Below are 26015 nucleotides of genomic sequence, written 5' to 3' on the forward strand. Positions count from 1 at the left end.
CGGGTTTTCCCTACACCTGTGGTGAACTGTCGGCAGGCCCTCGCCTTGAAAGGCTGACACGCTTTCCTCTACCGTAACCGTCTGTCTCTACTGTTACGGAAAAGCCATGTCGTTGGCCTGCTCACGCTCCTTGTTCTTCATGGCTTTCATTGCGGGGGCCTTTGCTCTGGGAGCTTCCTATTACCTCGAATACGCGGTCGGTCTGACGCCTTGCAGTCTGTGCCTGGTACAGCGGTTGTTCCTCACGCTGCTGTGCATCGGCTGCGGCGTGGCAGCGGTGCATGGCCCTCGGCGTGTTGGCTTATGGTGGTACTGGCTGTTTGCGCTGGGCGCCAGTCTGGGTGGAACCACCGCTGCGTGGCGGCAGGTCTTGATCCAGAGTGACTCGATGTTGCAACTGGTCAAATGCTCACCCACCGTGGAGTCGCTGTTCAGCGGTCTGCCATGGATCTGTGCCTTGCAGCGGATGTTCAAGGGCGGTGCCGATTGTGCGGAAATCTCCTGGACGCTGTTCGATTTGAGCATCCCCGAATGGAGCCTGCTGTTTTTTGTCGGCGTGTCGATTCTTGCGGTTTATCAGTTGCTGCGTCTGATCTGGAGCGCTCTGCAACGACCGGTCAGCGACGAAGCGTCGCACTACGCACTGGTCAAGGATTAAACACTTGTATGAACTTTATCTCCTGCGTACCTTGAAGCCATAGGCGTGCGGGCATAATCTGGCCGGCATGTGTCATTGGATTTATGTTGCTCGATGACGCTCTGCCCGATCGTCCACCCAGTCAAATCAGAACAGGGGCGCGGGTGTAGAGCAGCATGACCCACAAGGGAAGAGAGATCGCCATGCTCGAAAGTTGTCAGAATGCTCAGGAACGTTGGGGTGGGGTTCATCTGCTGATCGACCGCTGGTTGCAGGAACGTGAAGAGTTGATCGGCGCCTACGACAAGCTCGGTGCGCAGCCTGAGTCGCTGTCCGAGAGCCGCAAGCCTCTGCAGGAATTCTGCGGCGTGCTGGTCGATTACGTATCGGCGGGGCACTTCGAAATCTATGAACAGCTGACTGGCGAAGCCAAGGCGTTCAACGACAAGCGCGGTCTGGAACTCGCCGAGACCATCTACCCGCGCATCGACGTCATTACCGAGAAGCTGCTGGCCTTCAATGATCTGTGCGACGAAGGCAAATGCGTAGCGGAGAAATTCAAGGAGCTCGGTGGCCTGCTGCACGAGCGCTTTGAACTTGAAGATTGCCTGATCGAAGTGCTGCACACAGCACACAAGGAAGAAGATCCGGTTCAGGCCTGATCCACGCCCTTCATGAAAAACGGTGCGCCGAAAGCGCACCGTTTTTTTATGCCTGATCAGCTCGTCGCGCCCCGCAACTCCACTTCAAAAACCAGTGGTGTGAATGGCGCAATCAGGTCGCCGGCACCGTCGGCGCCATAGGCCTGATCCGATGGAATCACCAGTCGCCATTTCGCCCCCACCGGCATGTTCTGCAAGGCGGAGCGCCAACCGGCGATCACGCTGTCGAGGTTGAACCATTGCGGCTGGGTGTTCTGATCGAACACGGTGCCGTCCGGCAGCTTGCCGACATACAGCACCTGCACTTTGCCGTCCGGGCCGGCCTTGGCGCCGGAGCCTGGAACCAGTTCAGTCAGGAGGATGCCATCGGCCAGTTCCTTCACCCCGGGTTTGGCTTTTTCCGCACTGAGAAAGCGCTGCTCGTTTTCCATCGCCGCGTCGCTCGATTGCCGTGATGCCTGCTCGGCGTTGCGCGATTCATGGTCGGCCAGAATCTGTTCGATACGCGCTTCACTCAACGCCAGCGGCTTGCCCTGATACGCCTGTTGCAGACCTTCGATCAGCGCCTGGATCTGCAATTGCGGCACCTCCTGGCGCAGCCGTTCGCCGAGGCTGGCACCGAGGCTGTAAGCCAGATCATGAGCATCGTTCGCGGTGGTTTTTTCATCGGCATGCGCCGCCGAAAAAACCATGCAGAGGGACAAAATAAAGTAGCGCGACATGGGCACTCTCCGACCTGAGATGCGGGGGATTATGCCAGTGCAAATGCCTGCATCGGTGAACTGCTTTTTTCCGCGCGCAGAACATTTCGGCTTCGGTGCAACGCAACGGCGCAGATACTGTCAACATGCCCTAGCGGCGGTATCAGCAGAGGTCTAGTATGAGCCGCACTCACGTCAGCCAGGAGGTAAACCATGTCGGCCACCAAGAAGCCTGTAAATACTCCGTTGCACTTACTCCAACAGTTGTCGGGCAGCCTGCTCGAGCATTTGGAAAACGCTTGCTCGCAAGCCTTGGCTGATGCTGAAAAACTGCTCGCCAAGCTGGAAAAACAGCGTGGCAAGGCGCAGGAAAAACTGCACAAATCGCGCACCAAATTGCAGGACGCCGCCACCGCCGGCAAAGCCAAGGCCCAGAACAAGGCCAAGGCTTCAGTGAAAGAACTCGAAGACCTGCTCGACGCTTTGAAAGATCGTCAGTCCGAGACCCGCAGCTACATTCTGCAACTCAAGCGCGATGCTCAGGAAAGCCTGAAACTGGCCCAGGGTGTTGGCCGCGTTCAGGAAGCAGTGGGTAAGGTCCTGTCGTCGCGTTCGGCAAAACCGGCAGCCGCTGCGGCGAAGAAAGTCGCTGCCAAACCTGTTGCAAGCAAAGCCCCGGCGAAGACCGCTGCGGCGAAACCTGCGGTTGCGAAAACCGCCGCCAAACCAGCGGCCAAGGCGCCAGTGAAAGCGGCTGCCAAACCAGCGGCGAAAACTGCAGCGAAGAAGCCGGCGGCGAGCGCGGCAAAACCGGCGGCTAAAACCACTCCAGCCAAACCTGCTGCAGCCAAGCCAGCAGTGAAAGCCAGCCCTGCCAAAGCCGCTGCAAAACCGGCCGCGAGCAAAGCTGCACCGGCGAAAACCGCAGCCGCCAAACCTGCAGCAAAACCAGCAGCCAAAACCGCTGCTGCGAAGCCTGCTGCCAAGACTGCGGCCAAGCCGGCCGCTGCCAAACCTGCTGCGAAAGTGGCGGTAAAACCGGCTGCCAAACCAGCCGCAACATCGGCAGCAAAACCTGCAGCGAAAACCGCTGCTAAGCCGGCCGCCAAGCCTGCTGCTGCCAAGCCGGCGACCGCTGCTGCAAAACCGGCCGCCAAGCCAGCCGCAAAACCAGCGGTGAAAAAGCCTGCAGCTGCCAAGCCAGCCGCGACCAAACCGGCTGCCGCTCCAGCAGCCAAGCCTGCACCTGCGGCGACCCCGGCTGCCCCAGCTGCGTCGGCACCGTCGTCCGCCGCTCCTTCGACTGCGCCAGCGCCTGCCGCTTCGTCGAACGTCAGCAGCACCCCGACCAGCGCTTCCTAAGTGCCGGTTGCCGCGACGCGCAGCACTTGCAGCGCGTCGCGGTTCAGGCTGGCGGCATTGCCGGCCAAGCCCTCAAGCCAGGTCACTGAACCTGCATCGTTGCGCCTCCAATCCTGCGCCACACCTTCAAGGCGTGACAGCAAGGTGCGCTCAGCTTCAAGCTCCAGTGATTTGATCTGCTCGCGCATGCCGGCCACCACCGCATCGTCGACGGCCCGCGCTTTCCACTGCATGCGCAGGGTTCGCAGCGGCTGCACCACTTCGACATCCCACGGCGCGGTCAAGGCCTTGAGCAGACGTACGCGCGGTTCATCGCAGGTCACCGCGCGCTGCTCCAACCACAAACCGCACAGCAACAGGCAGACATTGGCGCCCGCCGTTTGCAATTGCAGGCAGGCATCTTCCACGCCCGGCCGGGCGTAGACATCAAGGGCAAAGCTCCACAGGTCAGAGGACATCGTGCTACTCGCGCCAGTTGTGAGCGAAGCTGGTAGACTCCGCCGCCATTATGATCCGACTTCAGAACCTGACTTTACAGCGTGGCCCGCAACGTCTGCTAGAAGACGCCGAGCTGACCCTGCACGCCGGCCACAAAGCCGGCCTCATCGGCGCCAACGGTGCCGGCAAATCCAGCCTGTTCGCCTTGCTGCGCGGCGAGTTGCACCCGGATTCGGGCGACTGCCTGCTGCCGGCCGACTGGCGCATCGCACACATGCGCCAGGAGGTCGACACCCTCGAGCGCCTGGCGGTCGATTATGTGCTCGATGGCGACCTGCGTCTGCGCGAGGTGCAACGCGAGCTTGCCGCTGCCGAAGAGGCCCATGACGGCACCGCACTGGCGCGCCTGCACGCCGAACTCGACAGTGCCGACGGCTACACCGCCGATGCGCGGGCGCGCAAGCTGCTCGCCGGCCTTGGGTTCACCAATGAGCAGATGGACCGTCAGGTAGGCGATTTCTCCGGTGGCTGGCGGATGCGTCTGAATCTGGCGCAGGCACTGATGTGCCCGTCGGATCTGCTGCTGCTCGACGAACCGACCAACCACTTGGACCTCGATGCGATCATCTGGCTCGAAGAGTGGCTGAAGAGTTATCCGGGCACTTTGCTGCTGATTTCCCACGACCGTGATTTCCTCGACGAAGTGGTCGATCACGTCGCCCATGTCGATCAGCGCAAGCTGACCCTCTACCGGGGCGGCTACACCGCGTTCGAACGCGCCCGTGCCGAACGTCTGGCCCAGCAGCAACAGGCCTACGAAAAGCAGCAGGCGCAGCGTGCGCACATGGAAAGCTACATCGCTCGCTTCAAGGCCCAGGCAACCAAGGCCCGTCAGGCGCAGAGCCGGATCAAGGCACTGGAGCGCATGGAAGAATTGTCGGCGGCCCACGTCGATTCGCCGTTCGACTTTGTTTTCCGCGAGTCGACCAAGATCTCCAGTCCGCTGATCGACCTGTCCGATGCGCGCCTGGGTTATGGCGACAAGACCATCCTCGAAAAGGTCAAGCTGCAACTGACCCCCGGTGCACGGATCGGTCTGCTCGGGCCGAACGGCGCGGGTAAATCGACGCTGATCAAGAACCTCGCCGGCGAACTCGAACCGCTGGCCGGGCGCCTGACCCGTGGCGAAAACACCGTGGTCGGCTACTTCGCTCAGCATCAGCTCGACTCGCTGGACTCCAAGGCCAGCCCGTTGCTGCACTTGCAGCGTTTGGCGCCGGGCGAGCGCGAGCAGACCTTGCGCGACTTCCTCGGCGGCTTCGACTTCCGTGGCGCGCGCATCGATGAGCCGGTGCTGAATTTCTCCGGTGGCGAGAAGGCCCGTCTGGCCCTCGCGTTGATCGCCTGGGAACGGCCGAACCTGCTGCTGCTCGACGAACCGACCAACCACCTCGATCTGGAAATGCGTCTGGCGCTGACCATGGCCCTGCAGGAATTCAGTGGTGCGGTGCTGGTGGTCTCTCACGATCGGCACTTGCTCAAGAGCACCACCGACAACTTCTATCTGGTTGCCGACGGCAAGGTCGAAGAGTTCGACGGCGATCTCGAAGACTACGCACGTTGGCTGGTGGAATACCGTCAGCGCAATGCGCCGGTCAGCAACACGCCGGTCAACCCGGACAAGACCGACAAGAAAGCGCAGCGCCAAGCGGCGGCAGCATTGCGCCAGCAACTGGCGCCGCACAAGCGCGAGGCCGACAAGCTTGAAGCCGAGCTGGGCAAGCTCCACGAGAAACTGGCCAAGGTCGATGCCAGCCTCGGTGACAGCGATATCTACGAGCCGGCGCGCAAGAATGAATTGCGTGATCTGCTCGCCGAACAGGCCAAGCTGAAAGTTCGGGAAGCCGAGCTGGAAGAAGCGTGGATGGAAGCCCTGGAAACCCTGGAAAGCATGCAGGCGGAGCTGGAGGCGTTGTCCTGATGGAAGCCTTCAAGCTGCCTTTCTCGGCGGTGTGGGTCGAACCGCTCTGGTTCACCGCGCAGATTCTGCTGATTCTGCTGGCCGGTTACCTGACCCAGCGTTTCGTCGCCAAAGGCCTGACTCGCCTGGGTGAGCGCTATCCGTTTCCGCCGCAGTTGCTGATGCCGCTGCGCGGCGTGTTGCGCTGGCTGATCATGGGCAGCGCGCTGCTCTTCGTGCTCGAGCGTCTCGGCGTTTCGGCCACGGTGCTGTGGACGGCGCTGTCGGGGTTTGTCGCGGTGGCGGCGGTGGCGTTCTTCGCCATGTGGAGCGTGCTGTCGAACCTGCTCTGCGCAATTCTGATCTTCACCGTCGGGCCGTTCCGTCTCGGCGACGTGGTCGAACTGGTGGACACCACCGACAAGCCTGGCGTCAAAGGCCGGGTGATCGCGATCAATCTGCTCTACACCACGCTGGTCGAGGCCGAAGAACTCGGCACCGGCAGCGCCATGGTGCAGGTGCCGAACAGCCTGTTCTTCCAGCGTTCGGTGCGGCGTTGGCGCGGGACCGATGTGTTTCCGTCGAGCGGGTTCGAGAAGTAGCTTTTTCAGCAAGATCAAAAGATCGCAGCCTTCGGCAGCTCCTACACGGATCGCATTCCTTCTGTAGGAGCTGCCGAAGGCTGCGATCTTTTGCTTTTAAGCCCAAAGCGCATTAGCTTGAGCGTCTGTCACGATTCAGAGCCGAGGTGTGCGATGGAGCTTCAAACATGGCTGGCATTTTTTGCCGCCTGCTGGGTGATCAGCCTGTCCCCGGGCGCGGGCGCCATCGCGTCGATGTCCAGCGGTTTGCAATACGGATTCTGGCGCGGTTATTGGAACGCGCTGGGCCTGCAGATCGGTCTGGCGGTGCAGATCGCGATTGTCGGCGCGGGGGTTGGCGCTGTGCTCACTGCTTCGGCCACGGCGTTCCATGCGATCAAATGGTTCGGCGTTGCCTATCTGGTTTATCTGGCGATCAAGCAATGGCGCGCGCTGCCCATGGACATGAGCGATGACGCTGCGGTTCGGCCGATCGGCAAGCCGCTGGCCTTGGTGTTTCGCGGCTTTCTGGTGAATATCAGCAACCCCAAGGCGTTGGTGTTCATGCTCGCGGTGTTGCCGCAGTTCATCAATCCCCATGCGCCGCTGCTGATTCAGTATCTGGTGATCGGCGTGACCATGGTGTTCGTCGACCTGATTGTCATGGCCGGCTACACCGGACTGGCGTCGAAGGTGCTGCGCCTGTTGCGCACGCCCAAGCAGCAGAAACGCATGAACCGCACCTTTGCCGGGCTGTTCATCGGCGCGGCGGCGTTTATGGCGACGTTGCGCAAAGCGGCGGCGTAAACCGCTCGGGCAGAAAAAAGGCGACCTATGCAGGTCGCCTTTTTTGTCTCTCTCGGTGACTCAGCGCAGGATCACCGGCGCGGTATCGCGCGGCAGATTATTGCGCTGCGGTGCTTCACGCGGCTGCTCATAGCCGTTACCCCCGAGCTGCATGCTCAGTTGCCCGGCCACGTCTTCGCCCAAGGCCTTGGACACCTCACGCACCACCCGCGGACGGTTCAGCGAGATCTTGATGTCGCGATGGTTCACCAGTTTGGTGTCCTGCGCTTCGCCCATCGCCGTGAAGGCCGAGGTGATCTCGTAGGTCTTGGTGTTGATCAGGCTGAAATCCGCCACCAGTGTCAGACCCAGCACCGCCGAATAGCTGTCGGTATTCGCCAGCTCGTTGATGTCCTGGGTGAAGTCGATGTCGGACACAGTGCCGAACAGCACGTAGTCGGCGCCTTTGAAGTTGCCGGCCTTGATGCGCTTGATCACGTCATACACATCGCCCTTGGACGAGGCAGTGTATGGCGTGCCCTGCACCAGCTGGAACATGCCGGTACGCAGGATTTCACCCTTGATGTCGCCGGTGAATTTGCGCAGCTCGCCCTGTTCGATGTAGCTGGTGGTCGCTTCGATCTCGTTGTAGCTCGAAGAACCGCTGGCGCTGTAGTAACTCTCGCGGTGATTGCTCTGCGCCGAAACGATGTGGATGTATTGCTCCACGCGCTCCTGATACGCCAGATCCGTCACCGCCACTTTCGGGGCCGCCTGCGCGCTGAACGCGCAAGCCAGGGCCATCATGCCAATCCATGTGCGCATCGATTAACGCTCCGTGGTTTTGCGGATCTCTTTTTCGTCCATCCATTCGGCCAGACCGCTTTCGACGTCGATCAACTGCAGGCTGAATTTGTAGAAGACGTCCTTGTAGTCGCTGCTGCGCTTGACGATCGAGCTGATCGAACCTTCGATGCGGTACTTGGCGGCGATCATGTTGCCGGTCTTGGCCACGGTGCTTTTCTTATACAGGCCGCTCTGGTTTTGCAGCTTGAGCTGATCAACCTGGCTCTGCATCGCATTGTTGTCGCTGGCGAAGCGCGCAACACCGGTCTTCATCAGCTGGGTCTTGATGCTGGTGGTGATTTCGCGGGTGTCGATGTACTCGCTGGTCTTGTTCTTCACGTCGTAGACCTGAACCACCGGGCGACCCTGCAGAATGCCGGACTGGGCCAGCGAGCGGGTCATCGACTCGGCGATCATTTGCAGGTCGGTCGAACCGAATTCGTTGGTCACGGTTTCAACCGCTTTGGTGTCGCCGTAGCTGATGTTCTTGCTGCCCAGGGTCGGCGAGGTGTTGGCGCAACCGGAGGCGAGCAGGGCGATGACGGCGATGCAGGAAAAGCGTGCAAACATGAGAAAGCTCTCTCAATCAGAAATAGGGTGGCGGGTTTACGGCGTCTTGATTTCCAGACGGAAATCCACGGCTTTCGGGGTCGGGGCGATGGCCTGAATGAAGCTGGTCTGAGCGCCGTACATCATCTGGCTTTTCCATACTTCTTCTTCGGCAACCGGGAAACCTTCGGCGCCAAGCCAGGCGAAGCGGTAGTAGAAGATCTTGTTGCTGTTGAGGGTGTTGCTCAACTGCACGTTGACGGTCATGAAGCCGTTTTCACGAGCCACGCGCATGGCGCCGACGACGATGTGTTTCTGCGGGCCCATGGCCACGACTTTGCTCGCGGCGCTGCCCGGCTCTGGCGGTGGCGGGGTGGCGCAGCCTGCCAGCAAGGCGAGGGCGGCGACGGCGATGATCTTCAAGCGCATTGCAAAGACTCCGTTCTTAAGGTTGTTTGAGGCTGGCGACGTTGGTCGCGGCAGCGCTCGGCATTACGTGAGCAGCGATGCCGCCAGCGAATACCTGATTGCCCACGGCACGCAGGCTGATCACTTGGTAGCGCTGGTCGACAGTGACCTTGACCACCGAGCCGCCGACGGCGCTCGGCAGGGTAACCTGATGCTCACCCTTTTTCAGGCGCAGACGCACCACTTGGGTGTTGTCCGGCAAAGTGCGCCATGTACGCGTATCGGCACCCTCGAGCACCGCTGAAGAAATACCCACGGCGAGGCCGGCCAGCGGGTTGGTTTCGTTGATCTTCTTTTGCGCCACACCCTTGGTGATCGCGCGCACGGTGGTGCGCACGATGATCCCCGGCATGTCATCGCGCAGGGCGCGGCGCGACATGGCGGTGGTGCTGTTCAGCGCGGTCAGGTCGACTTGCTTGCCGTCGACGCCGATCTGCGCAAACGGCGCGGTGGAGGTGTCCGGTTTGATGATCGGGAACGACAGCGGAGTGATTACCACGTTGTTGGAAATCGGCAGCGGCAGCGGCACGCGAATCGAGTCGCGGGCCGGGGCCAGCCCGCTCTGCACCACGATGAGAATGTCGCTGTCATCGGATTTGGAAGGCTTGTCGAGATTGACCAGCGCCTGCTCGAGCAGCGGCGTGTTCGGACGCAGTTCGGCAGCCTTGCGATAACCCGGCGCGGCCAGATCCTTCTCGCCCAAAGCTTCGTAAACGAAACCGGCCAGGTAATGGCTGAACGCACTCTGGTAGCTGTTCTTCAGACCGACCACTTCCGGCGCGTCGAGGCTGGCCACCGGATAACCCTGCAAATCCTTGTACTGGGTCTTGATGCCTTCTTTCTCGGCCTGTTCTTCGCTCTTGAGGTATTCCTTGTCGCGCAGGTCGGCGATCACCGCTTCGCGTTCGTGGGTCTTTTTGATCGCCGTGCGGGCGCCATCGAAATCGTTGACCGCCAACAGGTTCAGGGCCATCTGCGTGGTCAGCATGACTTTCTCGTAGTCATAGCCTTCGTAGCGACGCACCTTGTCGTTGACGATAAAGCTGCCGAACTGTGCCAGGTACTTGGCCGAGTCGAGCTTGACCGCGTCTTCCCACTGACCGACCACCTGATCGGCACTGCCCCAGGCGTTCTGGCTGCCCGACAAGTCGCCCTTGGCGCGCAGCAGTTCACCTTTCTCGAAGTAATAGAGCAGGTCTTTGTCGGTGCCGGTGTTGTTCTTTTCCAGCAGGGTCAGCGCCGCGTCGACGTTGCCGGAAGCCAGTTGCTGATTGGTCTGGGCCAGTTCGGAATCGTAGTTGCGAAACGCTGCGCAGCCGGACAACAGCGTGACAGCGCTGAGCGCGAGCAGCATGGAAGCGCGGAATGCCATGAGTACTTCTTCCCTGAGTAACAAAACTTGCAGCCGCGTGTGCTGGTCGGGCTGGTGTGACCTATCGACGGCGGCGCTGGCCTCCTGCCAATTCCTCATGCGTGAGGAGCTTGTGATGCCGGCTCGCTGGGCGAGGGCGCGGCATTATAAACGTGGTGTGATGGCTATGTAATAGCTTTTTGGTTGCATTTGCAGATGCGGTGCCATCATTTGTCCGATGAAGCGGTTTTATTCGGCACAAACGCTGATCCGACGGTATAGACCTGATCCCGGAAAACCCGCAGATGCAGAATCTGGCGATCCTGGTCGACGCGCATTTCAAAAGGGTGGTCGATGGACGCAGGCGCAAAACGGAAGGTGTGCAGGCCTTTCTTCAGGCGCAGACGGGCCACCAGCGTCTTGTCCGGCAACGCTCGCCATGTGCGGGTGTCGGCTTCTTCGAACGGATCATGCTGAGTGACGATCAACGAGGCTTTCGCCGGGTTGCGCTCGTTTTCCTGCGCTTGGCCGATGGCGGCCATGTTGGCGCGGAACATCGCCCGCGAGATGATTTGCGGCATGTCGTCGCGCAGTGTGCGCATGGACATGTCGGTCACGCTGTTGATCACCACCAGCGGCTGCTTGCGACCGTCTACGGTGATATGGCTGAAGTTGGGCGTGACCGCGTCCGGGACCATTACCGGGAATGAAATGGGCGCAATGATGACCAGCGTTTCGTTCAGACGAACCGGGATCGGCACCTGCACGGAGCTGCGAGCCGGGGCCAGGCCACTCTGGATAATCAGCAATACATCGCTTTCATCGGCTTTCGCTGGCGGTTTATCGAGATTGCGCAGGGCCTTTTGCAGCAAGGGCATGTCCGGCCGCAGTTCGATCGCCTGGCGATAACCTGCTGCTGCGAGGGCGCGCTCGCCGAGGGCTTCGTAAGTGAAACCGGCCAGATAGTGGCTGAACGCACTCTGGTAGCCGTTTTTCAATTCCACGACCTGCGGCGCCTCGAGCAGGGCGACCGGGTAACCCTCCAGGTCCTTGTAATGCAGGGTCTGGCCTTGGGCCTTGGCCTGTTCTTCGGCCGCTTCGTATTGCTTTTCCCGCTGGCGGGCGATCAATGTTTCGCGTTCGTGGGTTTTCTTGATGTCTGCGCGGGCGCCGGCGAAGTCATTGACGGACAACTGGTTCAAAGCCATCTGTGTGGTCAGCATGACCTTTTCGTAATCGTAGCCTTCATAGCGCCGCAGCTTGTCGTTGACCAGCATCGTGCCCATTTCATCACCGAAGCGCGCCAGTAATTTCATCGCGCCCGAGGGGTTGGCCTCCTCGCGCTGGAAGATCATCCGGTCGGCGTTGCGCCAGGCGTCCTGGCTGTCGGGCAGGGCACTGCCAGCGCTGAGGATCGCGCCTTTTTCGAGGTAATACAGCAGATCCTTGTCTTCCCACGGGTTGTGCATTTCCACCAGCGCCAGAGCCCCGGTCAGATTGCCCCGAGTCATTTGCTCGGTGGTCTGCTGCATTTCAAGATCATAGTTGCGATAGGCGGCACAACCGCTCAACTGAATAGCGACGCAAAGCAGCAAAACGAACGGAAGACTCCGCATTGAGGTTGATTCCTTGCGCGCAAATGCTCTGGGGCGGGCAGTATAAGGTGGATGGTGGCAAATGGCTGTGATCTTGATCGAACGTGCCGAGGCTCAATCGGCAGCGGGCAGTGCGGCAATACTCGGCGACAAACGCTGCTGCCGTCTGCCGGGTATTTCCGGCCAATCAGAGCGAAACGCCGACAAAGCTTGAGAGAAATGTCTTCGAAGTGAACAATATGTAACTTCGCATTTCCATTTGAGATTCGTTCATGACTGCCTCGTCCCGATTGCTGGCCTGGCTGCTGTTCCCGTTATTGTCCCTGAGCAGCCTGCCGCTGCTGGCCGATACCGTGGAAGGCGCGCCGCAAGCGTTGCACCTGCTCGATTACATCAGTGCCGATTACCCGCCGACGGTCGCGGCAGGCAAAGTCATCGACGATGGCGAATACCGCGAGCAGCTGGAATTCACCCAGGTTCTGCAGGGCTTGATCACTGCATTGCCAGCCAAACCGGAAAAAGCCGCGCTGGAACAGGGCGTCGAGTCTTTGCACGCCGCCATCACTGCGAAGCAGGACGGCGCTGATGTCGCTCGTCAGGCGCGACAGCTGGGGGCGAAACTGGCGGTGGCGTATGAAGTCAGTCAGGCGCCGATCATCACCCCGGACCCGACACGCGGTGCGCCGTTGTATGCACAGAACTGCTCGGTGTGCCACGGCGATACAGGTGCCGGCGACGGCCCGGCCGGCGTAGGTCTGACTCCCGCGCCAGCCAATCTGCGCGACGCTGCGCGGATGGATCACCTGAGCCTGTACGCGATCTACAGCACCCTCGGCCAAGGCGTCGAAGGCACCGATATGCCGGCGTTTGCCGATCAGCTCGATGATCGCCAGCGCTGGGATCTGGCCACCTACATCGCCGGCTTCAGCGCCGATGCGGCAGCCGCCAAGTCCGACAAGGTCTACAACATCGCTGACCTGGCCCGCCAGACCCCGGCCGAAGTGCAGGCAGCCGAGGGCGCCGAGGTCGCGGCGACGTTCCGTGCTCAGCGCGCGCAACCACCGCAGGTCAAGCGCGGGCCGGCGCAGTTGCTCGATTACACCGCCGCCACGCTGGACAAGAGCCTCGCGGCCTACCGCGCCGGTGAGCACGATCAGGCCTATGACCTGTCGGTGGCGGCGTATCTGGAAGGCTTCGAACTGGTGGAAAGCTCGCTGGACAACGTCGATGCCAACGTGCGCAAGGACACCGAAAAATCGCTGATGGCGTATCGGCAGTCATTGCAGGATGGTCTGCCCGTCGAGCAGGCCGAGCAGCGTCTGGACGCGGCCAAAGCCAAACTCAAGGAATCCGCCGGCCTGCTGGGCAGCGATGGTCTGAGCTGGTCGCTGAGTTACATCTCCGGTCTGCTGATTCTGCTGCGCGAAGGTCTGGAAGCGATTCTGGTGCTGGCGGCGATCCTCGCCTTCCTGCGCAACACCGGCCAGCAGTCAGCGGTGCGCAGCGTCAACGTCGGTTGGGGGCTGGCCTTGTTGGCAGGCTTGGGCACCTGGGCGCTGGCGGCCTATGTGATCGACGTCAGCGGTTCGCAGCGTGAGTTGCTGGAAGGCGCCACCGCGCTGTTTGCCAGCGTCATGGTGTTGTGGCTCGGTGTGTGGATGCATGACCGCCGTCACGCGGCGGCCTGGCAGGATTACATCAAAAGCAGCCTGGTCGGCGGCGGAGGTCGCTTCGGTTTTGCGATCCTGGCGTTCTTCTCGGTCTATCGCGAATTGTTCGAAGTGATCCTGTTCTACGAAACCCTGTGGCTGCAGGCCGGTCCTGCCGGGCACAACGCCGTGCTGGCCGGCGGCGCGACGGCGCTGGTGCTGCTGGTCGGCCTGGCCTGGGTGATTCTGCGCGGTTCGGCGAAACTGCCGCTGACGCTGTTCTTCAGCATCAACGCCGCGCTGCTGTGCGCGTTGTCGGTGGTGTTTGCCGGGCATGGCGTGAAGGCCTTGCAGGAGGCGGGAATCTTCGGCACACGGCCGGTGGCGTTCTTTGAATTCGACTGGCTGGGGATCCATGCCGATGCCTATTCGCTGACCGCGCAGGTAGTGGCGATTGTGGCGATTGCTGTGCTGTATGGGCGCAGTTGGGTGGCGGAGAAGCGCCGGGTTTCGGCGGCCTGAAGGCATTCGCTGCGCTCACATTCGCGAGCAGGCTCGCTCCCACAGGTTCGTTCTGTATCCTGTGGGAGCGAGCCTGCTCGCGAATTTTTTGGAGGCAAGAACATGCGTGTATGGATCGATGCCGACGCCTGTCCACGGGCGGCGAAGGATCTGGTGGTGAAGTTCGCGCTCAAGCGCCAGTTCGAAGTGGTGCTGGTGGCCGGGCAGCCGCAGATCAAGCCGGGGCTGGCCATCGTCAAACTGATCGTGGTGCCGAGCGGGCCGGATGCGGCGGATGATTATCTGGTCGAGCATGCGGTGCCGGGCGAGCTGGTGATCTGCAGCGATATCCCGCTGGCCGATCGGCTGGTGAAGAAGGGCGTGGCGGCGCTGGATCCGCGCGGCAAGGAATTCGATGCGCAGAACATGGGTGAGCGTCTGGCGGTGCGTAATCTGTTCACCGATCTCAGGGAACAGGGCCAGATGAGCGGCGGCCCGGCACCGTTTGGCGAGCGGGAGAAGCAGGCGTTTGCCAATGCGCTGGACCGGATTCTGACCCGGCTCACCCGCAAGTCTTGAGTCTTGCACAATCCCTGTGGGAGCGAGCCTGCTCGCGAAAGCTGTGTGTCATACAACCTGATGTTGGCTGATACAACGCATTCGCGAGCAGGCTCGCTCCCACATCTGGTTTCATTTAAGGCGAGGGATCAAGCGTCGTTTTCGTGAGTCAGTTCGAGCACGCGGTCGACCAGTTTGTTGATCCCCGAAGCCGCTTCACTGATGGTCTGCGCCAGCATGTAAGCCGGGGTGGTCACCAGTTTGCGCGCCTTGTCTTCGACGATTTCGGTCACAGCGCACTCTTCGTGGGTGGCGCCCATTTTGTTCATGGCCGCAGCGGTGTCGGCATCGTTGCCAATGGTGCAGGTCACGCCGGGACCGTAGATTTTCGCCGCCAGCGCCGGGGAAATACAGATCAGCCCGACCGGTTTGCCCGCTTCGGCAAATGCTTCGGCCAGGGCCAGCACTTCAGGTTGCACGGTGCAGCCGGCGCCTTCGATGGCGAAGTTCGACAGGTTCTTCGCCGCGCCGAAACCGCCGGGCACGATCAGCGCATCGAAGTCGTCAACGTCGGCATCGCGGATATCCTTGACGTTGCCCCGGGCAATCCGCGCCGATTCCACCAGTACGTTGCGCGATTCCGGCATTTCTTCGCCGGTCAGGTGGTTGATCACATGCAATTGCGCGATGTTTGGCGCGAAGCACTGCACCTGTGCGCCGCGCTGGTCGAGGCGCAGCAGGGTGATGACACTTTCCTGGATTTCGGCGCCGTCGTACACGCCACTGCCGGACAGGATCACTGCAACTTTTTTGCTCATGGGCTTCTCTCCAGATTCATGGCGCTCAATGTCCCTTAAATCGTCGCGTGTTGCCATAGGGGCATGGGGGACGCGCGCGGGGGCAGAGCGCTCTCTCAATGGATCGCAACGGCGGCGGGGTGTTCATTATTTGCCTGGACTGCGTGTGGCAGCCGCCAGCGAATGGCTTATTCGGCTGGCGTTTTCGGTCCGGCAGGAGGGCTCGCTTCGGCCTGGCGCAACTGCTCGGCCTCGGCGGCTTTGGCGATCTGCTCGTCCTGATAGATTTTCTTCGCCAGTTGCGCATTCTTGAAGCGGCGTCGCAGCCACAGGCCCAGCCCGAGGATCAGCAAGGCGCCCAGCACCCACAGCTCGTACTTCTTGATGCTGCCGAGCATGCCTTCCAGCACTGCGCCGAAGTGATAAGCCGCCGCAGCCAGTGCGGTGGCCCAGATCGCCGCGCCGATGCCGTTGAGCAGCAGGTAGCGTCCCGGCGGATAACCGGACAGGCCGATTGCCACCGGCATCACCGTGCGCAGGCCGTAAACGAAGCGGAAGCTCAGGACCCAGATGTCCGGATGTTTGCGGATGTGCTCCAGCGCGCGGTCACCCATCATCTGCCAGCGCGGCTTGCGCGCGAGCAATTTGCGCCCGTGCTTGCGCCCCAGGAAGTACCACAGCTGATCGCCGGCGTAGCTGCCGAAGAACGCCACGACCACCACCAGATTGATGTCCATGTATCCACGGAACGCGAGGAAGCCTGCGAGCACCAGGATGGTTTCGCCTTCGAAGAACGTGCCGAGAAACAAGGCAAAGTAGCCAAAGTCGTGCAGAAATTGTTGGAGCATTGTCTGGGTGCTGGCGAAATGAACGCGCAGCCTAACCCTTCGGGCACATTCATGAAAGTGTCCAAATGTGTCTCGACGTGAACATTTCCTACATCGACAATGGATTGCGGCTACCTGTCACAGAGCACACACAACTGTCATCTGTTGGTCATAATGGCCGTCTATAACTGTCACGCTCGCCCGTTTGCCCGGGCTCAGGAGTCCGCCGTGAGCTTTACCCCTGCCAATCGTTTGTTCCCAGCCACTCGTCTGCGCCGCAATCGTCGTGATGATTTTTCGCGGCGGCTGGTGCGTGAAAACGTGCTGACGGTCGATGATCTGATTCTGCCGGTGTTCGTGCTCGACGGGGAAAACCGCCGCGAAGCCGTGGCATCCATGCCGGGCGTCGAGCGACTGACGATTGATCTGCTGCTTGAAGAAGCGGCGAAATGGGTCGAGCTGGGCATTCCGGCGCTGGCGCTGTTTCCGGTCACCCCGCCTGAACTGAAATCCCTTGATGCCGCCGAAGCCTGGAACCCCGAAGGCATCGCCCAGCGCGCCACTCGCGCCCTGCGTGAGCGTTTCCCGGAGCTGGGCGTGATCACTGACGTGGCGCTGGACCCGTTCACCACCCACGGTCAGGACGGCATTCTCGACGAAGAAGGCTACGTGCAGAACGACATCACCGTCGATGCGCTGGTGCGTCAGGCGCTGTCCCACGCCGAAGCCGGCGCGCAGGTCGTGGCGCCGTCGGACATGATGGACGGTCGCATCCAGGCCATCCGTGAAGCGCTGGAAATCGCCGGTCACGTCAATGTGCGCATCATGGCCTACTCGGCCAAGTACGCCAGCGCCTACTACGGCCCATTCCGCGATGCGGTGGGCTCGGCGTCGAACCTCGGCAAGGCCAACAAGGCCTCTTATCAGATGGATCCGGCCAACAGCGACGAAGCGCTGCACGAAGTCGGTGCGGACTTGTCCGAAGGTGCGGACATGGTCATGGTCAAACCGGGCATGCCCTACCTGGACATTCTTTTTCGGGTCAAAGATGCCTTCAAGGTGCCGACCTTCGTCTATCAGGTCAGTGGCGAATACGCCATGCACATGGCCGCTATCCAGAATGGCTGGTTGAGCGAAGCGGTGATCCTCGAGTCACTGACCGCCTTTAAACGTGCCGGTGCAGATGGCATCCTGACTTACTTTGCCGTTCGTGCCGCTCAATTGTTACGAGAGCAGAAATAGCCCTCCCAGGAACATTCCATGAATACCGAAGGACTCACTGAAGTTGCCGTAAAAGAAGCTCAGCCGGTGGTCGAGCAAATCACCGAAACCCCGCCGGAAATGGAGCCTGCGCCACCCGCGCCGGTTGCCGAAACCGCTGTGGCGGTACCGGCGATCGCCATTCCCGGCCTGGATGACAGCAGCCTGTACATCCACCGCGAGCTTTCGCAATTGCAGTTCAACATCCGCGTGCTGGAACAGGCGCTGGACGAGTCCTACCCGTTGCTGGAGCGGCTGAAGTTCCTGCTGATCTTCTCCAGCAACCTTGACGAATTCTTCGAAATCCGCGTCGCCGGGCTGAAAAAGCAGATCACCTTTGCCCGCGAACAGGCCGGCGCTGACGGCTTACAGCCGCATCAGGCGCTGGCGCGGATCAGCGAACTGGTCCACGGTCACGTTGACCGTCAGTACGCGATCCTCAACGACATCCTCCTGCCCGAGCTGGAAAAGCATCAGGTGCGCTTCATCCGTCGGCGCAACTGGACGACCAAGCTCAAGACCTGGGTCCGCCGCTATTTCCGCGACGAGATCGCGCCGATCATCACCCCGATCGGCCTCGACCCAACGCACCCGTTTCCGTTGCTGGTGAACAAGAGCCTGAACTTCATCGTCGAGCTCGAAGGCATCGACGCCTTCGGTCGCGACTCCGGTCTGGCGATCATCCCGGCGCCGCGTCTGCTGCCACGGATCATCAAGGTACCTGAAGAAGTCGGCGGCGCCGGCGACAACTATGTGTTCCTGTCGTCGATGATCCACGCCCACGCCGATGACCTGTTCCAGGGCATGAAGGTGAAAGGCTGCTACCAGTTCCGTCTGACCCGAAACGCCGACCTGGCGCTCGATTCCGAAGACGTCGAAGACCTCGCCCGGGCCCTGCGTGGCGAGCTGTTCTCGCGGCGCTACGGTGATGCGGTACGTCTGGAAGTTGCCGACACTTGCCCGAAACATCTCTCGGACTACCTGCTCAAGCAGTTCAACCTGAGCGAGACCGAGCTGTATCAGGTCAACGGCCCGGTCAACCTGACGCGCCTGTTCAGCATCACCGGTCTGGACAGCCATCCGGAGCTGCAATACACGCCGTTCACCCCGCAGATCCCGAAACTGCTGCAGAACAGCGAAAACATCTTCAGTGTGGTCAGCAAGCAGGACATCCTCTTGCTGCACCCGTTCGAGTCGTTCACCCCGGTGGTCGACCTGCTGCGTCAGGCCGCGAAAGACCCGCATGTGTTGGCCGTACGGCAAACCCTGTACCGCTCCGGCGCCAACTCCGAGATCGTCGATGCGCTGGTCGACGCCGCGCGTAACGGCAAGGAAGTCACGGCAGTGATCGAGCTGCGCGCGCGCTTCGACGAAGAGTCCAACCTGCAACTGGCCAGTCGTCTGCAAGCGGCGGGTGCGGTGGTGATCTACGGTGTGGTCGGCTTCAAGACTCACGCCAAGATGATGCTGATTCTGCGCCGCGAGGCTGGCGAGATCGTCCGTTACGCGCACCTCGGCACCGGCAACTATCACGCCGGTAACGCCAAGCTCTACACCGACTACAGCCTGCTGACGTCCGACGACGCCTTGTGCGAGGATGTCGGCAAACTGTTCAGCCAGTTGATCGGCATGGGCAAGACGCTGCGCATGAAAAAGCTGCTGCATGCGCCGTTCACCCTGAAGAAGGGCATGCTCGACATGATCGCCCGCGAAACCCAGTTCGCCCTCGAAGGCAAACCGGCGCACATCATCGCCAAGTTCAACTCGCTGACTGATCCGAAGATCATCCGCGCGCTGTACAAGGCCAGCCAGTCCGGCGTGCGCATCGATCTGGTGGTGCGCGGCATGTGCTGCCTGCGTCCGGGCATCGCCGGGGTCTCGCACAACATTCATGTGCGCTCGATCATTGGCCGCTTCCTCGAGCACACGCGGGTGTTCTACTTCCTCAACGGCGGCGACGAACAGATGTTCCTCTCCAGCGCCGACTGGATGGAGCGCAACCTCGACAAGCGCGTCGAGACCTGCTTTCCGGTGGAGGGCAAGAAGCTGCTGACCCGAGTCAAGAAGGAGCTGGAGCTGTACCTGACCGACAACACCCACAGCTGGAGCTTGCAGTCGGACGGCCGCTACATCCGCAACACACCTACCGGCAACCAGAACCCGCGCAGTGCGCAGGCGACGTTGCTGGAGCGGCTGGGCAGCCCGATCCTGCCGGTGAGCAGCTGACCGTCAGCCCAAATAAAAAGGCGATCCCAACGGATCGCCTTTTTTGTGCCTGACACACCAAGCTGTAGGAGCTGTCGAGTGCAACGAGGCTGCGATCTTTTATAAACAGGAGCAAAAGATCGCAGCCTTCGGCAGCTCCCACGGCGGCGTTCAGTGCACCGTTAGGACAATGCCCACCCGCGTCAGCCAATCGGCCTCAAGGCCAAAATCCGCCTGGGTCAGTTGGTTCTCATCCAGCCAGTTCTCCGGGAATTGCACATCGAGATGATCGCCATTGGCATGCAGCACCACCTGCGGCATCGCCTGGGTTCCGCGAATGTGATGGAACAGAATGGCAAATCGCAGCAGCACGCACAGGCGAATCAGCTTGATGCCGTCATCGCCGAACTCGGCGAATTTGTCCTTGGGAATATTGCGCCGATGGCCTCGCACCAATAACGCGAGCATCTGCTGGTCTTCTCGCGAGAAGCCGGCCAGATCGGAGTGCTCGATCAGGTAGGCACCGTGCTTGTGGTAATGATAGTGAGCGATGTCGAGGCCGACTTCGTGGACTTTCGCCGCCCAGCCGAGCAGTTCGCGCCAGATGCCGTCGTCCAGTTCCCAGTCCACGGCGACCTGATCGAACGCGTGCAGGGCCTTGCGCTCGACCCGCGCCGCCTGTTCCAGATCGACGTGATAGCGCTCCATCAGCGAGGTCAGGGTGCGTTCGCGCACGTCTTCGTGATGATGGCGGCCGAGCAGGTCGTAGAGTACGCCTTCACGCAGCGCGCCCTCGCAATGGTCCATGCGTTGCAGTTCAAGGGCGTCGAAGATCGCTTCGAGAATCGCCAGACCCGCCGGGAAGATCGCCCGGCGGTCAGGCTTGATGCCTTCGAAATCGATCTTGTCGGCGTCGCCCAGCTTGAACAATTTGCGCTTGAGCCACGCCAGGCCTTCGGCGTTGACCTCGCCGCTGCCGTGGCCGCCGGCCTTCAGGGCCAGGCCAATGGCGCGAATCGTACCGGAAGAGCCGATGGCTTCATCCCAGGTCAGGCGATGCAGGGCGTGCTCGATGCTCATGATTTCCAGGCGCGCCGCCGTGTAAGCCTGGGCGTAGCGGGCCGGAGTGATCTTGCCGTCCTTGAAGTAGCGCTGGGTGAAACTCACGCAGCCCATTTGCAGGCTCTCGCGCAATAAAGGCTCGAAGCGCTGGCCGATGATGAATTCGGTACTGCCGCCGCCGATGTCGGCGACCAAGCGTTTGCCTGGGGTGTCGGCGAGTGTGTGCGACACGCCGAGATAGATCAGACGCGCTTCTTCACGGCCGGAGATGACTTCAACCGTGTGGCCGAGGATTTCCTCGGCGCGGCGGATGAATTCGCCACGGTTGCGTGCTTCGCGCAGGGCGTTGGTGCCGACGATGCGCACAGCACCGAGCGGCATACCGTTGATCAGTTGGGCAAAGCGCTTGAGGCAATCGAGGCCGCGCTGCATCGATTCTTCGTTGAGCTGGCGCGCGTCGTCGATGCCGGCGGCCAGTTGCACCTTCTCGCCGAGGCGCTCGAGGATGCGGATTTCGCCGTTCTGGGCCTTGGCCACGACCATGTGAAAGCTGTTGGAGCCCAGGTCGATTGCGGCGATCAGGGACAGATTCTTGGCTTGGGATTGCGGCATGGTCAGGGGGTCTCGGTCGATAACCCCGACATCGTGCCACGATCAAACGCTGGCGCCAACGCGCATGGTTCAAACCGTTGATTCAGCGCAGAAAGTCTGAAGATCGCGGCGCGGCCATTCGCGAGCAGGCTCGCTCCCACAGATGAGCGCATTCCCCTGTGGGAGCGAGCCTGCTCGCGAAGAGGGCATCACTGCCTCAGAAAATCTTCAGGCTGTCGCTTCCACCGTGCCAATAAAGTTCGCCAGCTCCGCCGTCTGCGGATTGGCAAACAACACCTTCGGATCGCCCACCTCATGCACCTTACCATGGTGCATGAAGACCAGTTTATCGCCGACTTCCCGGGCAAAGCGCATCTCATGGGTGACCATGATCAGCGTCATGCCTTCTTTCGCCAATTGCCGCACCACGCTGAGCACTTCATTGACCAGCTCAGGGTCCAGCGCCGAGGTGATTTCATCGCACAGCAGCACCTTCGGCGACATCGCCAGGGCGCGGGCGATCGCCACCCGCTGCTGCTGGCCACCGGACAAGCGGTCGGGGAAGGCATCGAATTTCTCCCCGAGCCCGACTCGCTCGAGCATTTCCCGCGCGAGGTCGACTGCCTTGGCCTTGGGTACTTTTTGCACCACTTGCGGCGCGAGCATGACGTTTTCGCCGACGGTCAGGTGCGGGAACAGGTTGAACTGCTGGAAGACCATGCCGACCTTCTGTCGCAGGCTGCGCAGATCGGCGCGGGCGGCGTCGAGGTATTCGCCGTCGACTTCAATCACGCCGTCGTTGATCGACTCCAGGCCATTGAGCGTGCGCAACAGGGTCGATTTGCCCGAGCCGCTGCGGCCGATGATCGCCACGACCTGGCCTTCCTCGACGCTGAGGTCGATGCCTTTGAGCACGTGGTGATCGCCATAGTATTTATGCAGGGCGGAAATTCTAAGCAGAGGCATGCAGTCTCCTTTCCAGGTAGCGCGCACTGAGGGACAAGGGGTAGCAGAGCAGGAAGTAGCCGAGGGCGACGAGGCCGTAGACCATGAACGGTTCGAACGTGGCATTGGCAAGCATGCCGCCGGTCTTGGTCAGTTCGGTGAAGCCGATGATCGAGGTCACCGCTGTGCCTTTGACCACTTGCACCGAGAAGCCCACGGTCGGCGCCACGGCGATGCGCAGCGCTTGCGGCAGAATCACATAGCGCAACTGCTCCAGCGGATTGAGCGCCAGGCTCGACGAAGCTTCCCACTGACCGTGGGGAATGGCCTCGACGCAACCGCGCCAGATCTCCGCCAGATAGGCACTGGTAAACAAGGTCAAAGCGATGGCCGCGGCCATCCACGGCGAAATCTCGATCCCGGCCAGCGCCACACCGAAGAACACCAGAAACAGCTGCATCAGCAGCGGCGTGCCCTGGAACAGCTCGATCCAGGTGCGCGCGATGCTGCTTGGCAGAGTGTTCTTCGAAATGCGCATCACCAGAATCAGCAGGCCGACGAGGCCGCCGCCGATGAACGCCACCAGCGACAGCGCCAGCGTCCATTGCAGGCCGGTGAGCAGGTTGCGCAGGATGTCCCAGAAAGTGAAATCGCTCATTGGCTGCTCCTCGCAATGAAGCGGCGGCCGAACCAGTTGAGCAATTGGCGGATCAGCAGCGCCATGCACAGGTAGATCAGGGTGGTCAGCGCATAGGTTTCAAAGGCGCGGAAGTTGCGCGACTGAATGAAGTTGGCGGCAAAACTCAATTCTTCCGTGGCGATCTGCGAACACACCGCCGAACCGAGCATGACGATGATGATCTGGCTGCTCAGCGCCGGCCAGACCTTGCCCAGCGCCGGCAGCAGGACGACGTGGCGGAACGCTTCGAAGCGCGTCATCGCCAATGCCGCTGCGGCTTCCAGTTGCCCGCGCGGAATCGCCTGGATGCCGGCGCGGATGATCTCGGTCGAATAGGCGCCAAGGTTGATCACCATCGCCAGCACCGCCGCCTGCCATTCGGAAATCTGCACGCCGAGCGACGGCAGGCCGAAGAAGATGAAGAACAGTTGCACCAGAAACGGCGTGTTGCGGATCAACTCGACGTAGACGCCGAAGATCGCCGAGAACGGGCGGATCTGCCAAGCCCGCACCAACGCCCCGACAATGCCCACGCCGACCCCGAGCAGCGCGCCGATGGCGGTCAGCTCAAGGGTGAACAGGGCGCCGCGCAGCAGCAGGTCGGTGTTTTCCACTACCGGCAAAAAATCGAACTGATAAGCCATGAAGGTCTCCCGCGCAGTCGATCAGAGATCAGCCGGCAGCGGCTCTTTCAGCCAGGTCTGCGAATTCTTTTCCAGTGCGCCGTCAGCCTTGGCGGTGTTGAGGATGTCGTTGACCTTGGCCAGCAACGCCGCTTCATTCTTGTTCACACCGACGTAGACCGGCGAATCCTTGAGCTTCACTTTCAACGCCGGCACACGCTTGGGGTTCTTCTCGCTGATGGCCACCATCACCACGTTGCCGCTGGCGATCAGATCGACCTGGCCTGCCAGATAAGCGGCGATGGTCGAGTTGTTGTCTTCGAAGCGTTTGATGGTCACGCCCTCGGGGGCGACTTTGCTCAGCTCGATGTCTTCAATGGCGCCACGGGTGACGCTGATGGTCTTGCCCTTGAGGTCGTCGAGGCTGCTGATCGCAGCGTCTGGCGGGCCGAACACGGCGAGGTAGAACGGTGCGTAGGCGCGAGAGAAGTCGATGACTTTTTCGCGCTCGGCGTTTTTGCCGAGGCTGGAAATCACCAGATCGACCTTGCCGGTGGTGAGGAACGGAATGCGGTTGGTGCTGTTGACCGGCGTAAGTTCGAGTTTGACCTTGAGTTGGTCAGCCAGCAGTTTCGCCGTGTCGATATCCAGACCGCGCGGCTTCATGTCCGGGCCGACCGAGCCGAAGGGCGGGAAGTCCTGGGGCACGGCGACTTTCAGCGTGCCGCGTTTGACCACGTCGTCCAGACCGTCGGCGTGAGCGGGAGCCTGGCACAGCAGCAGGCCGGCAAACAGGGAAGCGAGGAGGGCGCTGTAACGCTGGGTCATGGACAATCTCCGGATCGGCGGGAAGTGGTTTCTGCGATCGGACAGAGCATGGGCCGTGCCAAGAGTCGGGATTCGCCTCGGCAGGCCACGGTATCAGCGGCTTGGTTCGGTCTTACTGGTCTGAACAGTCAGCCCGGTTTTCGCACTGCGATGGCGCATCGACTGCACGCGCCGAACCCCGCTGGGGCACGACTTGCCGGACTCGGCGAATAGCTTTACAACTAGCCGCACCTTGGCCCTGATGCGTCCGCAAACCATGAATTCGATCTCCCGCGCCGTACCCGAAGTGGCGCTGCAAGCGATCCGCAAACTGATCACCGAACAGGGTTTCGGCGCGGGTGATGCCTTGCCGTCGCAACGGGATCTGGCCCTGCAACTGGGGGTCAGCCGCGCTTCCTTGCGTGAGGCGCTGTCGTCGCTCAGCGCACTCGGCGTGGTCAGCATTCAGCCGGGCAAAGGCGTGTTCGTGCAGTCGCCGGTCGAATTGTCGCGCGGCGAAGCGCCGGGCTGGCCGTTCGCGGCGCAGGCCTCGCCGCTGGACATTTTCCAGTTGCGCTATGCGCTGGAGGGCTTTGCCGCCGGGCTCGCCGCGACAACCTTGAGTACATTTGATCTGGATGCGCTGGAAGACAACGTCGCGGCGATGCGTGAGCAATTGCGCAGCGGCGACTTCGAAGCGGCGGCGAAACTCGACTTCGAATTTCACCGGCGCATCCTCCTCGCCAGCGGCAATCAAGCGATGCTGAGCATCCTCACCGCCAGCGCCGAGATCTTTCTCGAAAGCCAGAAACTGCCGTTCATCCGCGCCGAGCGCGCCATGGAAACCTGGCAGGAACACCGCAAGATCCTCCGCGCGCTGGCTCGCCGCGCATCAGGGGCGGCGCAGAAAGCCATGCAGGAACACGTGCGCAACGCCGCCCTGCGTACCGGAATCGCCTTCATCGCTCCCGCCACGGCGTGACTTGAGCTATACCCAAACTCATCAGGGGCCATAGCAACACTCAATCATCTGCGGCTTCCTGAACAAGGGAAGGGCGGCTATGATGGGCCACGTTTTTTTGCTTACAACCTGGAGAATTCCATGAGCAGCGATCTGATCAAACACGTTAGCGACGCTAGCTTCGAAGCCGACGTACTCAAGGCCGAAGGCGCTGTCCTGGTCGACTACTGGGCTGAATGGTGCGGCCCTTGCAAAATGATCGCACCGGTTCTGGACGAGATTGCCGAGACTTACAAAGGCAAGCTGACCGTCGCCAAACTGAACATCGACGAAAACCAGGAAACCCCGGCCAAGCATGGCGTGCGTGGTATCCCGACGCTGATGCTGTTCAAGAACGGCAACGTTGAAGCGACCAAAGTCGGCGCACTGTCGAAGTCGCAGCTGGCGGCTTTCCTCGACGCCAACATCTGAGCGTCGCAGTAAAACGCTGAAAAAAAGCCCCGCAAATCGCGGGGCTTTTTGCGTATTCAGGGCTAGACGCTCCGAAACTCAGGTGGTACATTCGGCCCCGCACTGGTTTCTCCACTGCCCCCTGCTAGCCGTCGCCGACGCAC

27 protein-coding genes are annotated in these 26015 nt (G+C 61.2%); 13 read left to right on the plus strand and 14 right to left on the minus strand.

The window, feature by feature from the left end:
• The first annotated feature begins 106 nt into the window (after positions 1 to 106).
• The gene (locus tag AC4IHP_RS01915; RefSeq protein ID WP_490830749.1) at positions 107 to 658 is read left to right on the plus strand and encodes a disulfide bond formation protein B; all 552 of its coding nucleotides are present in this window, start codon (positions 107 to 109) and stop codon (positions 656 to 658) included.
• Positions 659 to 840: 182 nt separating this feature from the next.
• A complete protein-coding gene (locus AC4IHP_RS01920) occupies positions 841 to 1299 on the plus strand; it encodes an Rsd/AlgQ family anti-sigma factor (RefSeq protein WP_016985889.1) in 459 nt (152 codons plus the stop codon).
• Between the two features lie 56 nt (positions 1300 to 1355).
• Here AC4IHP_RS01920 and AC4IHP_RS01925 read toward each other — a convergent pair whose 3' ends face one another.
• Positions 1356 to 2021 carry an FKBP-type peptidyl-prolyl cis-trans isomerase gene (locus tag AC4IHP_RS01925; protein WP_490830750.1) on the minus strand — a complete coding sequence of 222 codons (666 nt, stop codon included), beginning with the start codon at positions 2019 to 2021 and terminating at the stop codon, positions 1356 to 1358.
• Positions 2022 to 2213: 192 nt separating this feature from the next.
• On the opposite strand from AC4IHP_RS01925, the gene AC4IHP_RS01930 reads away from it, so the two are divergent.
• Positions 2214 to 3362 carry an AlgP family protein gene (locus tag AC4IHP_RS01930; protein ID WP_490830751.1) on the plus strand — a complete coding sequence of 383 codons (1149 nt, stop codon included), beginning with the start codon at positions 2214 to 2216 and terminating at the stop codon, positions 3360 to 3362.
• Here AC4IHP_RS01930 and AC4IHP_RS01935 read toward each other — a convergent pair.
• Positions 3359 to 3820, minus strand: coding sequence for a TIGR02444 family protein (locus AC4IHP_RS01935; RefSeq protein WP_490830752.1), 462 nt, complete (start codon positions 3818 to 3820; stop codon positions 3359 to 3361). The two genes, AC4IHP_RS01930 and AC4IHP_RS01935, sit on opposite strands and share 4 nt — an antisense overlap.
• Positions 3821 to 3870: 50 nt before the next feature.
• On the opposite strand from AC4IHP_RS01935, the gene AC4IHP_RS01940 reads away from it, so the two are divergent.
• The 3 genes from AC4IHP_RS01940 (at position 3871) to rhtB (ending at position 7148) form a co-directional block, all read left to right on the plus strand.
• Positions 3871 to 5781 (plus strand): ATP-binding cassette domain-containing protein, encoded by a 1911-nt coding sequence (locus AC4IHP_RS01940; RefSeq protein WP_016772606.1) that lies wholly within the window; start codon positions 3871 to 3873, stop codon positions 5779 to 5781.
• Positions 5781 to 6362: a mechanosensitive ion channel family protein gene (locus AC4IHP_RS01945; protein WP_056791670.1), complete on the plus strand. Its 582-nt coding sequence runs from the start codon at positions 5781 to 5783 to the stop codon at positions 6360 to 6362. The genes AC4IHP_RS01940 and AC4IHP_RS01945 overlap by 1 nt, the downstream gene beginning before the upstream one ends.
• A gap of 153 nt (positions 6363 to 6515) precedes the next feature.
• Positions 6516 to 7148: a homoserine/homoserine lactone efflux protein gene (gene rhtB, locus AC4IHP_RS01950; protein ID WP_016772608.1), complete on the plus strand. Its 633-nt coding sequence runs from the start codon at positions 6516 to 6518 to the stop codon at positions 7146 to 7148.
• Positions 7149 to 7208: 60 nt separating this feature from the next.
• Here rhtB and AC4IHP_RS01955 read toward each other — a convergent pair whose 3' ends face one another.
• From AC4IHP_RS01955 to AC4IHP_RS01975, 5 genes are all read right to left on the minus strand, one after another.
• Positions 7209 to 7952 carry a penicillin-binding protein activator LpoB gene (locus tag AC4IHP_RS01955; RefSeq protein ID WP_490830753.1) on the minus strand — a complete coding sequence of 248 codons (744 nt, stop codon included), beginning with the start codon at positions 7950 to 7952 and terminating at the stop codon, positions 7209 to 7211.
• Between the two features lie 3 nt (positions 7953 to 7955).
• Positions 7956 to 8543: a penicillin-binding protein activator LpoB gene (lpoB, locus tag AC4IHP_RS01960; protein WP_039757415.1), complete on the minus strand. Its 588-nt coding sequence runs from the start codon at positions 8541 to 8543 to the stop codon at positions 7956 to 7958.
• A gap of 36 nt (positions 8544 to 8579) precedes the next feature.
• A complete protein-coding gene (locus AC4IHP_RS01965; RefSeq protein ID WP_016772611.1) occupies positions 8580 to 8951 on the minus strand; it encodes a YcfL family putative periplasmic lipoprotein in 372 nt (123 codons plus the stop codon).
• 16 nt (positions 8952 to 8967) lie between these two features.
• On the minus strand, positions 8968 to 10362 hold the full coding sequence (locus AC4IHP_RS01970) for a COG3014 family protein (RefSeq protein WP_460122235.1): 1395 nt from the start codon (positions 10360 to 10362) through the stop codon (positions 8968 to 8970).
• A 206-nt stretch (positions 10363 to 10568) separates the two neighbouring features.
• A complete protein-coding gene (locus AC4IHP_RS01975; protein WP_490830754.1) occupies positions 10569 to 11957 on the minus strand; it encodes a COG3014 family protein in 1389 nt (462 codons plus the stop codon).
• A gap of 61 nt (positions 11958 to 12018) precedes the next feature.
• Between AC4IHP_RS01975 and AC4IHP_RS01980 the strand changes: the two genes are divergently transcribed.
• The 3 genes from AC4IHP_RS01980 (at position 12019) to AC4IHP_RS01990 (ending at position 14665) form a co-directional block, all read left to right on the plus strand.
• Positions 12019 to 12150 carry a hypothetical protein gene (locus AC4IHP_RS01980; protein ID WP_490830755.1) on the plus strand — a complete coding sequence of 44 codons (132 nt, stop codon included), beginning with the start codon at positions 12019 to 12021 and terminating at the stop codon, positions 12148 to 12150.
• A gap of 58 nt (positions 12151 to 12208) precedes the next feature.
• Complete coding sequence (locus AC4IHP_RS01985) at positions 12209 to 14107, plus strand: FTR1 family protein (RefSeq protein WP_076564509.1); 1899 nt, start codon at positions 12209 to 12211, stop codon at positions 14105 to 14107.
• A 102-nt stretch (positions 14108 to 14209) separates the two neighbouring features.
• Positions 14210 to 14665, plus strand: coding sequence for a YaiI/YqxD family protein (locus tag AC4IHP_RS01990; RefSeq protein WP_490830756.1), 456 nt, complete (start codon positions 14210 to 14212; stop codon positions 14663 to 14665).
• A 128-nt stretch (positions 14666 to 14793) separates the two neighbouring features.
• On the opposite strand, the gene elbB is transcribed toward AC4IHP_RS01990, so the two are convergent.
• Both elbB and AC4IHP_RS02000 read right to left on the minus strand, forming a co-directional pair.
• Positions 14794 to 15462, minus strand: a complete 669-nt coding sequence (gene elbB / locus AC4IHP_RS01995; RefSeq protein ID WP_434767082.1) for an isoprenoid biosynthesis glyoxalase ElbB — start codon at positions 15460 to 15462, stop codon at positions 14794 to 14796.
• Positions 15463 to 15629: 167 nt separating this feature from the next.
• Positions 15630 to 16289 (minus strand): DedA family protein, encoded by a 660-nt coding sequence (locus AC4IHP_RS02000; protein ID WP_460122230.1) that lies wholly within the window; start codon positions 16287 to 16289, stop codon positions 15630 to 15632.
• Between the two features lie 207 nt (positions 16290 to 16496).
• Between AC4IHP_RS02000 and hemB the strand changes: the two genes are divergently transcribed.
• Entirely contained in the window at positions 16497 to 17510 is a 1014-nt protein-coding gene (gene hemB / locus AC4IHP_RS02005) for a porphobilinogen synthase (protein WP_008084506.1), read from the plus strand.
• A gap of 18 nt (positions 17511 to 17528) precedes the next feature.
• A complete protein-coding gene (gene ppk1 / locus AC4IHP_RS02010) occupies positions 17529 to 19754 on the plus strand; it encodes a polyphosphate kinase 1 (protein ID WP_460122228.1) in 2226 nt (741 codons plus the stop codon).
• Between the two features lie 150 nt (positions 19755 to 19904).
• On the opposite strand, the gene ppx is transcribed toward ppk1, so the two are convergent.
• The 5 genes from ppx to AC4IHP_RS02035 form a co-directional block, all read right to left on the minus strand.
• The gene (gene ppx / locus AC4IHP_RS02015; RefSeq protein ID WP_039757422.1) at positions 19905 to 21407 is read right to left on the minus strand and encodes an exopolyphosphatase; all 1503 of its coding nucleotides are present in this window, start codon (positions 21405 to 21407) and stop codon (positions 19905 to 19907) included.
• Positions 21408 to 21614: 207 nt separating this feature from the next.
• Positions 21615 to 22352: an amino acid ABC transporter ATP-binding protein gene (locus AC4IHP_RS02020; RefSeq protein WP_490830757.1), complete on the minus strand. Its 738-nt coding sequence runs from the start codon at positions 22350 to 22352 to the stop codon at positions 21615 to 21617.
• The gene (locus tag AC4IHP_RS02025) at positions 22339 to 22989 is read right to left on the minus strand and encodes an amino acid ABC transporter permease (RefSeq protein WP_016772621.1); all 651 of its coding nucleotides are present in this window, start codon (positions 22987 to 22989) and stop codon (positions 22339 to 22341) included. The genes AC4IHP_RS02020 and AC4IHP_RS02025 overlap by 14 nt, the downstream gene beginning before the upstream one ends.
• The gene (locus tag AC4IHP_RS02030; RefSeq protein WP_122612308.1) at positions 22986 to 23654 is read right to left on the minus strand and encodes an amino acid ABC transporter permease; all 669 of its coding nucleotides are present in this window, start codon (positions 23652 to 23654) and stop codon (positions 22986 to 22988) included. Before AC4IHP_RS02030 ends, AC4IHP_RS02025 begins: the two co-directional genes overlap by 4 nt.
• A gap of 21 nt (positions 23655 to 23675) precedes the next feature.
• Complete coding sequence (locus AC4IHP_RS02035) at positions 23676 to 24461, minus strand: transporter substrate-binding domain-containing protein (protein ID WP_434767078.1); 786 nt, start codon at positions 24459 to 24461, stop codon at positions 23676 to 23678.
• A 256-nt stretch (positions 24462 to 24717) separates the two neighbouring features.
• On the opposite strand from AC4IHP_RS02035, the gene AC4IHP_RS02040 reads away from it, so the two are divergent.
• Complete coding sequence (locus AC4IHP_RS02040) at positions 24718 to 25422, plus strand: FadR/GntR family transcriptional regulator (protein ID WP_329515716.1); 705 nt, start codon at positions 24718 to 24720, stop codon at positions 25420 to 25422.
• A gap of 120 nt (positions 25423 to 25542) precedes the next feature.
• On the plus strand, positions 25543 to 25872 hold the full coding sequence (gene trxA, locus AC4IHP_RS02045) for a thioredoxin TrxA (protein WP_003206727.1): 330 nt from the start codon (positions 25543 to 25545) through the stop codon (positions 25870 to 25872).
• Positions 25873 to 26015: the final 143 nt, after the last annotated feature.

This window comes from Pseudomonas sp. UF-293 (genome assembly GCF_058245595.1).